Origin of the sequence: Streptomyces sp. NBC_01166 (assembly GCF_045039765.1) — a bacterium.
GTDB lineage: Bacteria > Actinomycetota > Actinomycetes > Streptomycetales > Streptomycetaceae > Streptomyces.
This window is the reverse complement of the sequence record NZ_CP108613.1, coordinates 1,691,920-1,703,824: the sequence shown is the minus strand read 5'-3', so window position 1 is coordinate 1,703,824 and position 11,905 is coordinate 1,691,920. Positions and strand designations below refer to the sequence as shown.

The following is an 11,905-nucleotide window of genomic DNA, read 5'->3' as shown; positions in this document are numbered from 1 at the left end:
ATGGAGAGGCCGGCCGGGGCGTGGGGTGTCCACTACCGCGCGGCCGGGCCGGTGGACAGTGCCCGGGCTGCGTAAGCGCTGGCGTTAGGGCCGAACCGGAGCACGATGTGTCCGGCGGTCGAGTGGACGTCCCGCCACAGCCGCTGAAGCGGTGAGTCCTCGCTGTGCCCGGCCGTTCCTGATGCCCGGAACAGCCGGTCCACGGCCCCGACCAGCAGGTCGGCCACCAGCGCGCAGTCGGGCCCGCGCATCCGAGCGGTCGCTCCACGGCGCTGCGGCGGGTCGGCAGTAGGAGACGAGGCTCTCGAGGCCGTACACGGCCCTGACCTCGGGGAACGTGCCCGGCGGGCCCGGCGGCGTGAGCGCCGAGCCCGCGGAGGGGCGGTCAGTCGTACGGGTAGAAGCCCGAGCCCGTCTTGCGGCCGAGGCGGCCCGCGTCGACCATCCGCTGGAGCAGCGGGGGAGCGGCGTACAGGGGCTCCTTGTACTCCGCGTACATCGAGTCGGCGACCGAGGCCACGGTGTCCAGGCCGATCAGGTCGGCGAGCTTGAGCGGGCCCATCGGGTGGGCGCAGCCCATCTCCATGCCGTTGTCGATGTCCTCGCGGCTGGCGATGCCCGACTCGAACATCCGGATCGCCGAGAGCAGGTACGGGATCAGCAGGGCGTTGACGACGAAGCCCGACCGGTCCTGGGCACGGATCGCGTGCTTGTCCAGCACGGTCTGCACGACGGCTTCCGCACGCTTTATGGTCTCGTCGGACGTCGTCAGCGCGGGGATCAGCTCGACGAGCCGCTGCACCGGGGCCGGGTTGAAGAAGTGGATGCCGATGACCTGGTCCGGCCGGGAGGTCGCCACGGCCAGCTTCACCAGCGGGATGGAGGAGGTGTTCGAGGCGAGGATCGCGTCCGGCCGCGTCACCACCTGATCGAGCACCTGGAAGATCTCCGTCTTGACCTGCTCGTTCTCCACGACGGCCTCGATCACGAGATCGCGGTCCGCGAATTCGCCGAGGTCCGTGGTGAAGCTGAGGCGGGCGAGGGTCTCGTCCCGCTCCTCCGCGGTGATCTTGCCGCGTTCGGCGGCCTTGGAGAGGGAGTTGTGGAGCCGGGTGCGCCCTATCTCCAGGGCCTCACCGGTGGTCTCGGCCACCTTGACCTCGAGGCCGCTGCGAGCGCACACCTCCGCGATGCCTGCGCCCATCTGGCCACAGCCCACCACTCCGACGCGTGCAATGTCGGCCATAGAGTCCGTCACCTCGTGCCTTTCGCTGATCCTCGTGCGGCAGTCCCGTGTGATTCCGGTGCCCGCCTCGACCCCACGACGTTACTCCGCGATCCGGCTCCGGTGAGCTGCGGGTCCAGCGGTCCGTGAGCGGGCATGATCTGTGTCACGCACTGCCGATGTGACACACGGGAACTGAGAGACGAAAGGTACACAGATGCCTCGTATGGGCCGGAGGTCATTGGTGATGGGAGCGGTCGCTACGGCGGCCGCGCTGATGACAGCGGGTGACGCCGCCGCCGTGCGCGGACCCGGGTCCCCCCGGCACGGAGGCCGGGGGCGCAGGGCGGGCGAGGGGGAGTTGCGCGGTGTGTGGATCGCCACGGTGGCCAACCTGGACTGGCCCTCGGCGCCGGGCCTGAGCGCCGCGGCCCAGGAGGCCGAGCTGATCGCCCACCTGGACCGGGCGGTCGCACTGCGGCTCAACGCCGTGGTCCTCCAGGTCCGGCCGAGCGCCGACGCCCTGTGGCCCTCGTCGTACGAGCCGTGGGCCCAGTGCCTCACCGGTGTCCAGGGCAAGGACCCCGGCTGGGACCCGCTGGGCACGGCGGTGCGTGAGGCGCACGCCCGCGGTCTGGAGCTGCACGCGTGGTTCAACCCGTACCGGGTCGCGAACCACACGGACCCGTCGCGTCTCGTCGCCTCCCACCCCGCGCGGCTCCACCCGGACTGGGTCCTGCCGTACGGCGGGAAGCTCTACTACAACCCGGGGCTGCCCGAGGTCAGGGAGTTCGTCCAGGACGCGATGCTCGACGCGGTGAGTCGCTACGCCGTCGACGCGGTGCACTGGGACGACTACTTCTACCCCTACCCGGTGGCCGGCCAGGTCTTCGACGACGACGCCGCGTACGAGCGGTACGGCGAGGACTTCGCGGACAAGGCGGCCTGGCGCCGCGACAACACCGACCGGCTGGTGCGCGAGACGTCCGAGCGGATCAAGGAGGTCAGGAGCGGCGTCCGGTTCGGTATCAGCCCCTTCGCGGTGTGGCGCAACGCCGCGACCGATCCGCTGGGCTCCGACACCGCGGCCGGCGTGCAGACGTACGACGACCTGCACGCCGACACCCGGAAGTGGGTGAAGGAGGGCTGGATCGACTACATCTGCCCGCAGATCTACTGGAACATCGGCTTCTCCGCCGCCGACTACGCGAAGCTGCTGCCGTGGTGGGCCGAGACGGTCCGCGGCACCGGCGTCGGCCTGTACATCGGGGAGGCGCTCTACAAGGCCGGCGACCCCGCCCAGCCCGCCGCCTGGCAGGACCCCGCCGAGCTCTCCCGCCACCTCGACCTCGCCGCCGGTCATCCGGAGGTGGGCGGTCATGTCTACTTCTCCGCGCGGCAGGTGAAGTCGGATCCCATCGGGGCCATGGCCCGGGTGGTGGCCGACCACTACCAGGTCCGGGCCCGTACACCCCGTTGACCGGAAGCGCCGGGCTCACGCCCCGCACGGCCCGGACGCGCGGGCCGGGGACCACTCGTGCCCCCGGCCCACGCGCGCGCTAGCGGTCCCGGTCCTCCGGGGTCGTGTGCTGGACGACGCTGTCGGGGCCCGGGGACCTGATCGATTCGTGCCCGTCCTCGAAGCGCAGGCGGTACGGGGGACTGCCCCTGTCGCCGAGCACCTCGATGATCTCTGCGACCCGGTCGTGCTGTCCCACGGTCCTGCCGTGCGTCAGCAGCCTGTCGCCCGTGTGTGCCTCCATCGGGAGTGACCTCCTCAGGGGTGGCGGTCCATGTCGACAAGTCTATGTCTCCACGGGCGCGTCGGCTCTCGTGCGGCCCGCGCTGCGGCTCCCCGCCCGCTGGGTGACGGCGATGCAGACCAGGACGGCCACCGCCGCCACCGGGGCGGCGGCGGACGCCCGCTCGCCGAGGGCGAGGAACGACCAGACCAGGGTGAGCAGCGGCTGCGCCAGCTGGAGCTGGCTGGCGCGCGGGACCCCGATCTCCGCCATACCCCGGTACCAGACGTAGAGCCCGAGGAAGGTCGATCCGGCGGCCACCCAGACCAGCCCGACGACCCCGTGCGCCGTGAGGTGCACCGGTTCGAAGGGCAGCGCCACGGCGGCGCCGGCCGCGGCGAGCGGCAGGGCGAGGACGAGGGCCCAGCCGACCACCTGCCAACCCGCCATCACCCCGGCCAGCCTGCCGCCCTCGGCGTATCCCGCCGCGCAGACCAGCAGTGCCCCGAACAGGTACAGATCACCGGCGGAGAGCTTCCCGCCGCTCTGCTGGACCGTGAAGACGATCACCACCGCCGCCCCGGCCAGCGCCGCCGCCCAGAAGGCGCGCTGCGGGCGGGAGCCGGTGCGCAGCGCCGAGAGGAGCGCGGTCGTCAGTGGCAGGAGCCCCACCACGACGGCCGCGTGCGAGCTCGTCGAGGTCTGCAGGGCGAGCGTGGTCAGCAGGGGGAAACCCACCACCACACCGCCCGCGACGACCGCGAGACCCGCCCAGTGGCGTCGGGCGGGCAGCGGGACCCGGCCGGCGAGCAGCGCGCATCCCGCGATCAGTGCCGCGAGCACACTGCGCAGCGCCACCAGGGACCAGGGGCCGAAACTCTCCAGGCCCCACACCGTCGAGGGGAAGGTCAGCGAGAAGGCGAGGACGCCGAGTCCGGCGAGGAGGACGCCGCCCCCGGGGGAGCGGCGCACCCCGGGCGGTCCGGCAACGACCGCTATCGTCGTCTGTCCAGTAGCGCTATTCTGTACTGTCATGAATGAGCGTAGCAGTGTGTCCGAACTGGTGAATTCCCTGAAGGGTGAGCTGGACCGCTACTCCCCAGGTGGGAAGCTGCCGTCCAGTCGGGCACTCGTCGAGCGCTTCAAGGTGAGTCCGGTGACCGTCTCCCGGGCCGTTGCCCAACTCGCCGCCGAAGGTCTGGTCGTCACCCGCCCCGGATCCGGAGCCTTCCTGGCCGAGGCCCGCACGGCCGCACCCGCTCCGGGTGACACCTCCTGGCAGGAGGTCTCGCTCAGCGGGGACAGCGGGCCCGAGGTCGTGCCCCGCACCGTCGACGCCTCGGGGGTCCTCGTGACCCTCGCCGCACCGCCGCCCGGCGTCATCGAATTCAACGGTGGCTACCTCCACCCCGGCCTGCAGCCCGAGCGTGCCCTGGCCGCCGCCCTGGCCCGGGCCGGCCGCCGGCCGGGGGCCTGGGGCAGGCCGCCCACCGACGGGCTGCCCGAGCTGCGCGCCTGGTTCGCCCGGGAGATCGGCTCCACGCTCACCGCTGCCGACGTCCTGATCACGGCGGGAGGGCAGAGCGCCCTGGCCACCGCGCTGCGGGCGCTCGCCCCGCCGGGAGCCCCCGTACTCGTCGAATCACCCACCTACCCGGGCATGCTGGCCGCCGCCCGCGCCACCGGCCTGCGACCGGTCCCCGTGCCCATGGACGCCGACGGGGTGCGGCCCGACCTGCTGGAAGCGGCGTTCCGGGCCACCGGGGCGAGGGTCTTCGTCTGTCAACCGCTCTTCCAGAACCCGACGGGTGTGATCCTCGCCCCGGAACGGCGCGCACGGATCCTGCGCGCCGCCCGGGACGCGGGCGCCTTCGTCGTCGAGGACGACTTCGCCCGTCACCTCGTCCACGCGGACGCCGGTCCGCTGCCCGAGCCCCTCGCGGCCCACGACCCGGACGGCGTCGTCGTCCATGTGCGCTCCCTCACCAAGATCACATCTCCCAGCCTCCGCGTCGGCGCGCTGGCCGCCCGTGGGCCCGTCCTGGAACGGCTGCGCGCCATCCAGGTCGTCGACAGTTTCTTCGTCCCCCGCCCGATCCAGGAGGCCGCGCTCGAACTCGTGGGCTCCCCGGCCTGGGAGCGCCACCTCCGTACCGTGGCCGCCGAGCTCGGCAGCCGCCGCACCGCGATGACGGCGGCGGTGCGCACCCGGCTGCCCGAACTCGCCCTGCCGCACGTGCCGTCGGGCGGCGGCATCATCTGGCTCCGGCTCGCGGGCACTGGAGCAGGCGAGGCTGACCTGGTCTCCGCCGCCCTGCGGGCGGGAGTGGCGGTCGCGCCCGGCCGCCCGTATCACTGCGCCGAACCCCCCGCCGGACACATCAGGCTGAGCTTCGCGGCCGTTTCGGGCCCGGCCGAGATCGCCGAGGGGGTGCGCCGACTGCGCACCGCCCTCGATGAACTGCCGGTGCCTGGCGATAGCCTCCCCGGATGAACGACTTCGACAGCGCCGAGCAGCGCTACGAGATCTCCGACGACGCCTCACGGCTCGACGCGGCACGTATCCACCACTGGCTGTCCATGGACGCCTACTGGGCCCTGGGGCGCACCCGCGAACAGCAGGACCGGGCAATAGCGGGTTCGCTCAACTACGGTGCCTACGACCTTGCTTCGGGCGCGCAGGCCGCCTACGCACGCGTGATCACCGACCGTGCCTCCTTCGCGTGGGTGTGCGACGTGTACGTCGACCGCGCGGCCCGCGGCCGCGGGCTCGGCACCCAGCTCGTCACCGCCGTCCGGGACGACCTGGCCCCGCTGGGGGTGCGCAGGTTCCTCCTGGCCACCAAGGACGCCCACGGGGTGTACGCGAAGCTCGGATTCACCCCGCTCGCCGAACCGGACATGTGGATGTCCCTCCAGATGAGCTGAGCAGCGGGGGAACGCACGTGGCGGGCGGCCCTCTTGACCGGGGCGGCGCAGGGCCCCACGATCGCGCGCATGAGTGTTCGGGTGTCCCTCGTCGCCGCAGCACGCAGCTCCGCCCTCCTCGCCGAGCGTTTCGACGACGACCGGCCGCTCGACCACGCCGGCTGGCGCGAGGTCCAGCTCGCCGCCTACACGCTGGTGCCGCTCGGCGCCGCCGAACTGCGCTACTGCTCGCCCACGCCGCGCAGCCGCGCCACCGGCGACGCCCTCGGCTTCGCCCCGCTCGTCCAGCCCGCGCTGCGCGACTGCGACATGGGCCGGTGGCGCGGGCTGACCCTGTCCGAAGTGGCCGCCCGCGAGCCGGCCGCCGTCGACGCCTGGCTCGCCGATCCGCGCTCCGCGCCGCACGGTGGCGAATCCCTGCTCGCGTTCATATCCCGGGTGGGGGGCTGGCTCGACACCCGCCCGGTCCGCGAGGGCGCCCTCGTCGCCGTCGCCGAGCCCGCCGTGGTCCGCGCGGCCCTGGTGTACGCCCTCAAGGCCCCGCCGTCGACGTACTGGCACGTCGACGTGCGTCCGCTCGCCACCGTGACGATCACCGGGCTGCCGGGCCGCTGGAGCCTCAGCCTCGAAGCACGTCCGCGCTGACCGCATCCCCCGGTCGAAGGAACCTCGCGTACGGCGTCTTCCCGCCAGTCCGACCAGTCGGTATGGTGCGTGGCACCGAGACGAGGAGAGACCCGTGCCGCAGATCCAAGGCCACTGTGACGACCGGTTCGGCGCGGTGCGCGACGCGTTCGCGGCGAACTTCGCGGAACGCGACGAGCTGGGCGCGGCGGTCACCGTCCTGCTCGACGGACAGCCCGTGGTGGACCTCTGGGGCGGCTGGGCCGACGGCGGACGGACCCGCCCGTGGGAGCGGGACACCGTGGTCAACGTCTGGTCCACGACGAAGGGCCCGACCGCGCTCTGCGCCCACGTCCTCGTCGACCGGGGGCTCCTGGACCTGGACGCCCCGGTGGCCGAATACTGGCCCGAATTCGCCGCCGCGGGCAAGGAGTCCGTACGCGTACGCCACCTCCTCTCGCACCGCTCCGGGGTCGCCGGACTGCGCGACCCGCACACCCTGGCCGAGCTCTACGACTGGGAGCTGACCACCGCCCGCCTCGCGGCCACCGAGCCCTGGTGGGAACCGGGCACCCGCTCCGGCTACCACGCGATCTCGTACGGCTTCCTCGTCGGCGAGGTCGTCCGCCGGATCACCGGACTGCTGCCCGGGGAGTTCCTGCGGCAGGAGATCACCGGCCCGCTCTCCATCGACTTCGGCGTCGGCCTCCCCGAGAAGGACGCCGACCGGGTCGCCGAGCTCGTCCAGCCGAAGGCCGTCTCACGCGAACAGGCCGCGCTCTTCGCCGCCATGGAGCCGCTGGCCATCGCCTCCCTGCTCAACCCCGGCACGGGTACGGCCGCCGCCAACACCCCTGAGTGGCGGGCCGCCGAGATCCCCGCCGCCAACGGCCACGGCACCGCCCGCGCCGTCGCCTCCCTCTACGGCATCCTCGCCGGGCGCGGCAGCCTCGACGGCCGGCGGATCCTGTCCGAGGAGGCGGCCGAGCGGGTCCGCGAGGGCCAGGGCGCCTGCCGGGACCTGGTGCTGGGAGCGGGCTTCGCCCACGAGACGGAGCTCGGCCTCGGCCTCTGGCTGAGCGGCCCGAACGCGTCGTACGGCCCCAACCCGCGCGCCGTCGGCCACGACGGGGCGGGCGGTTCCTGCGGTCTCGCCGACCCGGAGGCGGGGATCGCGCTCGGTTACGTCATGAACCGCATGGGCCCCCACATCGCCGACGACCCGCGCAAGATGGCGCTGGTCGACGCGGTGTACGGGGCCCTGTGAGCCGCGGTCAGTAGCCTGCCGGGCGCACCAGCCCCGACTCGTACGCGAACACCGCGGCCTGGGTCCGGTCGCGCAGGCCCAGCTTCACCAGGATCCGGCTCACATGGGTCTTCACGGTCTGCTCCGCCACCACCAGGCGCACCGCGATCTCGGCGTTCGACAGGCCCTGCGCGATGAGGGACAGCACCTCCGTCTCGCGTTCCGTGAGATCGCCGACGCGCTCCCTGCCGGGAGCGCGCGGCCCGGCGCTCACCCGGGAGAACTCGGCGATCAGACGCTTGGTGATGTTCGGGGCGAGCAGGGCGTCACCGGCCGCCACCACCCTTACGGCCTGGGCGAGTTCGGCGGCCGAGGCGTCCTTCAGCAGGAATCCGGAGGCCCCCGAGCGCAGCGCCTCGTACACGTACTCGTCGAGATCGAAGGTGGTCAGGACGAGGACCCTGGGGGCCGCGCCGGGCGCCTCGGTGATGCGGCGGGTCGCGTCGATGCCCCCGAGGCGGGGCATCCGTATGTCCATCAGCACGACATCGGGGGCGAGTTCGGCCGCCTTCTCCAGTGCGTCCAGACCGTCCACCGCCTGCCCGACGACCTCGATGCCGGGCTCGGCGTTCAGCAGCACCGTGAAGCCCTGCCGGACCATCATCTGGTCGTCGGCGATCAGTACGCGGATGGTCATGCGGGGTCCTCCAGGGGGAGCGTCGCCACTACTTCGTAACCCCCGCCGGGGGTGCGGCCGTGGGTGAGGTCACCGCCCAGCATGGCGGTGCGTTCGCGCATGCCGAGCAGCCCGTGTCCGACGCCGCTCGTCGGCCGGCCGGGGGAATCCGGGGCGGTGTTGGTGACCCGGACCGTGACGCTGGCGGAGTGATAGCCGACCTCCACCCGGGCCCGCGCTCCGGGAGCGTGCCGCAGCACGTTGCTCAGCGCCTCCTGCACGATGCGGAAGGCCGACAGCTCCACCCCCGGCGGGAGCGGGCGACGCCTGCCGGTGGTCTCCGTCACGACGGTGACGCCCGCGCTCCGGACCTTTCCGATCAGTTCGTCCAAGCGGTCCAGGGTGGGCTGCGGGGCATGCCGCAGCCCGTCCGCCACCGCGTCCTCCGAGCGGAGCACTCCGAGCACCCGGCGCAGCTCGGCCAGCGCCTCGACGGCGTTCTCCCGTATGCCGGCGAGGTTCTCCCTGAGCTCGTCCGACGGGTTCTCGACCAGATGCGGGGCGACCTGCGCCTGGATGGAGATCACCGACATGTGATGGGCGACCACGTCGTGCAGCTCGCGCGCGATCCGGTTGCGCTCCTCCAGGAGGGTGCGCCGGGCCCGCTCCTCCTCCGTGAGCTCGGACTGCTCGACCAGCTCCGTGCGGGCCACGCGCAGGGCGCGCAGCGCGGCGCCGATCACCACGGCTGTGAGGAGGGCCAGTGCGGTCATGCCCAGGGAGTAGTGGTGCGGCCTGACGGTGAAGCCGGCCACCAGCCCCGCCAGCAGGCTCAGCGCGAGCGCCAGACCCGCCCGCCGGGGACGTACCCGGAGCGCCAGCAGGAACAACGCCCCGCTCTGCAGGGCCATCTCAGGCCCCGTCCATGGAAACAGTTCGCCGGGCGTCATCACGGACGCCGCGATCCGCACGCTGGCGACCATCAGGACCAGTGAGGCCCACCAGGCGTACAAGGGCTGTGACATACCGGCGAGGAGTGCCAGCGCCTGAAGCACGACGAGGAGCACCGCGTATTCGGGAACGGCGGCACCGTGCGGGACCAGGTCAGGAACGTGCCAGATGGCGACGGTCGTCGCCCCGAGCGTCAGCAGCACCCCGAAAGCAGGCCGCCAGACAGGTGAGCCGGGCGCGCCCATGGGCGGTACGGGATCGACGGGTGCGGTCCACAGATCCTCGCGCAGTATGCGCGGCAGCCCGCGCAGCGCCGTCATGATCCGCCCCCCGACCCCCGTCATGGCGCTCAGCTTAGACATGGCGCGACTCCGGGGTCCGGGCAGGGGAGCCGGACCGTACGATCGTCGAACGGCCGCCGCCCCGCTGCTCGTACGCCCCGAACGCGGACCGGCACACCAGCAGCGCCAAGGCGAACACCGGCAGCCAGGCGAGCCGGGCGAGCACCCAGCCGGAGTCGTCGGGGACAGTGTGCAGCCCGGGAAGCGGGCCGCCCAGGAACAGGGCCGTCGCCGTGACCACGATCATCGCGGTCTGGTGCCACAGGAACACGGTCATCGCGGACAGGTTCAGCAGAGCCACCACCGTCCACAGGGCGGGCCGCGCGAGAGCCCGTCGCAGGCGCCCGAGCAGCAGCAGCGCCGCACCGCACTGCGCGAGGCCGAAGGTCACGGCGGCGAGCGTCGGCGGGTCGAGGTTGGAGAGCGTGGAGCCCGGCACCCCGACCATGGAGGCGGGATACCCGGCGAAGAGCACCAGCCCCGCCGTGGCCGCCGCGCCGCCCACCAGCAGCATCCATCCGGTGCGCCGGTCGCCGAGCCCGCCCCGCGCCCAGGCCGCCCCCACGCAGTAGGGGACCAGCCAGCCCGCGGCCACGTTGATCCAGCCCAGAGCGGCGGGGCCGTCGAAGCCCAGCCGGACCAGGTCGACGTACAGGACGACGGTGAGCGGCCACAGCGGGTGCAGGCGTGCCACCAGCGGGGTCGCCGCGGTCAGCGCCGCGAAGACCAGCAGGAACCACAGGGGCGACCAGACCAGCTTGCCGAGCGCGCGTACCGTGCCCTCGTCCACGCCCGAGGCCAGCATCACGCCGGCCGCCACGGCCCACACGACCGTCACGACGGCGACCGGCCGGAACAGGCGGCCCATCCGGATCCCCAGCCAGTGCCCGTAGGACTCGCCCCGGGCCCGGGCGGAGGCGTACCCCTGCGCGCCCACCTGGCCGCCCACCAGGAAGAAGACGGCGAGCGTCTGGAACACCCAGGAGACGGGGACGAGCCCCGGCATGTGCTGGAGCGGACTCGCGCCCCGCACCGTGCCGGTGTCGGCGACCAGCGCGGTCACCAGCCAGTGGCCGCACACCACACCCAGGATGGCGAGCGCGCGCAGCGCGTCCACCGCGCGGTCGCGGTCCCGGGGCGTCGCCGCGTCGATCCGCCGCACGAGGCCTCGTACGTCCACCCGCCGCACGAGGTCACGCATGACGGCCCCCGGTCGTCCCCGCGACGATCCCGGCGATGCTGCGCAGCGAGACGGACCCGCGTTCCAGGTAGTCGCTGTGGCCGGCGTCGCCCGCGTCGAAGAGCTCGGCGCCGAACTCCGGTGAAACCGGGTCCGTCCCGAACCCGACGGTGGCGAACGGCAGCGGGAGCTCGACGTGGGGGACCCCGGCGATCCAGTCGTCCCCGCCGATGCCCGCCCGCACCGTCGCCCGGGTGTGCAGGGCGGCGGCGCTCCCGGCACCGGTGCCGGGACTTCCGTACAGCACGATGTCCGCGACATCGAGCCCGGACGCGGCCCGGGCGCAGACCACGGAACCGTAGGAGTGGCAGAGGAGGGAGATCCGGGCGGCGGGCCTGGCCGCGCCCAACTCCCGTACGAAGGTACGCAGTCCGGGAGCCGCCTCATCGGCCAGGGCCGATGTCAGGGAGGAGGGGCCCAGTGTGGTGGGCGTCCGGTAGCCGAGCCAGGCGACGACGGCGGACCCGCTGCCCAGTTCGTCCAGGAGTGCCGCGGCGCCACGCCGGAAACGCGCGTAGTGATCGAGGTCGACGCCCGCACCCGGCACGAGTACGGCGATACGCCGGGCCCGGGACAGATCCCCGAGGACCTCCGCGCCGCGGCCGCCGTCGCGCCCGTCGAACATCAGGAAGGTGCGCCCCTGGGCCGCCATCGCGGTGAGCGCGGCGGCCCGTCGCCGGTCACCGTGGCGCGCCGCCATGTCCCGTGCCGCCCGGATCTCCTCCCGGCCGGCCGCGTACCTGGCCTCCAGCGCGGAGGGCCGTGCCGTGCTCAGCGGTGCGAGGGCGGCCGGGGCGGGGGCCGGAACGGCGGCGGGGCGGGCCGCGCCCGACACCGGCAGCGCCACGGACGCGGTGACGAGTGCGGTGAGCAGGGCGCGCAGGGCGCGACTGTTCCGTGGGCGGGGCGCCATGGGGAGTCCTTCCGTACCG

The 11,905-nt window shown here is 73.3% G+C and carries 13 protein-coding genes; 5 read left to right on the top strand and 8 right to left on the bottom strand.

Annotation, left to right across the window (positions count from 1 at the left end; translation table 11 throughout):
• Positions 1 to 32: 32 nt before the first annotated feature.
• Both OG379_RS07850 and OG379_RS07845 read right to left on the bottom strand, forming a co-directional pair.
• Entirely contained in the window at positions 33 to 251 is a 219-nt protein-coding gene (locus OG379_RS07850) for a hypothetical protein (protein ID WP_405660681.1), read from the bottom strand.
• 134 nt (positions 252 to 385) lie between these two features.
• Entirely contained in the window at positions 386 to 1,246 is an 861-nt protein-coding gene (locus OG379_RS07845) for a 3-hydroxybutyryl-CoA dehydrogenase (RefSeq protein ID WP_356716362.1), read from the bottom strand.
• 226 nt (positions 1,247 to 1,472) lie between these two features.
• On the opposite strand from OG379_RS07845, the gene OG379_RS07840 reads away from it, so the two are divergent.
• Entirely contained in the window at positions 1,473 to 2,705 is a 1,233-nt protein-coding gene (locus OG379_RS07840; RefSeq protein WP_405660678.1) for a glycoside hydrolase family 10 protein, read from the top strand.
• Between the two features lie 79 nt (positions 2,706 to 2,784).
• Here the strand turns inward: OG379_RS07840 and OG379_RS07835 are convergent, their stop codons facing one another.
• A complete protein-coding gene (locus OG379_RS07835; RefSeq protein ID WP_405660675.1) occupies positions 2,785 to 2,988 on the bottom strand; it encodes a DUF1918 domain-containing protein in 204 nt (67 codons plus the stop codon).
• Between the two features lie 42 nt (positions 2,989 to 3,030).
• On the bottom strand, positions 3,031 to 4,002 hold the full coding sequence (locus OG379_RS07830; protein WP_405660673.1) for a DMT family transporter: 972 nt from the start codon (positions 4,000 to 4,002) through the stop codon (positions 3,031 to 3,033).
• Between OG379_RS07830 and OG379_RS07825 the strand changes: the two genes are divergently transcribed.
• The 4 genes from OG379_RS07825 (at position 4,001) to OG379_RS07810 (ending at position 7,786) form a co-directional block, all read left to right on the top strand.
• Positions 4,001 to 5,461, top strand: a complete 1,461-nt coding sequence (locus tag OG379_RS07825; protein WP_405660671.1) for a PLP-dependent aminotransferase family protein — start codon at positions 4,001 to 4,003, stop codon at positions 5,459 to 5,461. The two genes, OG379_RS07830 and OG379_RS07825, sit on opposite strands and share 2 nt — an antisense overlap.
• Positions 5,458 to 5,895 carry a GNAT family N-acetyltransferase gene (locus OG379_RS07820; RefSeq protein ID WP_405660669.1) on the top strand — a complete coding sequence of 146 codons (438 nt, stop codon included), beginning with the start codon at positions 5,458 to 5,460 and terminating at the stop codon, positions 5,893 to 5,895. The genes OG379_RS07825 and OG379_RS07820 overlap by 4 nt, the downstream gene beginning before the upstream one ends.
• A 69-nt stretch (positions 5,896 to 5,964) precedes the next feature.
• Positions 5,965 to 6,540 (top strand): histidine phosphatase family protein, encoded by a 576-nt coding sequence (locus tag OG379_RS07815; RefSeq protein ID WP_405660667.1) that lies wholly within the window; start codon positions 5,965 to 5,967, stop codon positions 6,538 to 6,540.
• 94 nt (positions 6,541 to 6,634) lie between these two features.
• Entirely contained in the window at positions 6,635 to 7,786 is a 1,152-nt protein-coding gene (locus tag OG379_RS07810; protein ID WP_405660666.1) for a serine hydrolase domain-containing protein, read from the top strand.
• Positions 7,787 to 7,793: 7 nt separating this feature from the next.
• Here OG379_RS07810 and OG379_RS07805 read toward each other — a convergent pair whose 3' ends face one another.
• From OG379_RS07805 to OG379_RS07790, 4 genes are read right to left on the bottom strand one after another with little or no spacing between them, the layout of a single operon-like run.
• Entirely contained in the window at positions 7,794 to 8,462 is a 669-nt protein-coding gene (locus OG379_RS07805) for a response regulator (RefSeq protein WP_393758243.1), read from the bottom strand.
• Positions 8,459 to 9,754, bottom strand: a complete 1,296-nt coding sequence (locus OG379_RS07800) for a sensor histidine kinase (RefSeq protein WP_405660664.1) — start codon at positions 9,752 to 9,754, stop codon at positions 8,459 to 8,461. The genes OG379_RS07805 and OG379_RS07800 overlap by 4 nt, the downstream gene beginning before the upstream one ends.
• Complete coding sequence (locus OG379_RS07795) at positions 9,747 to 10,934, bottom strand: acyltransferase (protein ID WP_405660661.1); 1,188 nt, start codon at positions 10,932 to 10,934, stop codon at positions 9,747 to 9,749. The genes OG379_RS07800 and OG379_RS07795 overlap by 8 nt, the downstream gene beginning before the upstream one ends.
• Complete coding sequence (locus OG379_RS07790; protein ID WP_405660659.1) at positions 10,927 to 11,886, bottom strand: alpha/beta hydrolase; 960 nt, start codon at positions 11,884 to 11,886, stop codon at positions 10,927 to 10,929. The genes OG379_RS07795 and OG379_RS07790 overlap by 8 nt, the downstream gene beginning before the upstream one ends.
• Positions 11,887 to 11,905: the final 19 nt, after the last annotated feature.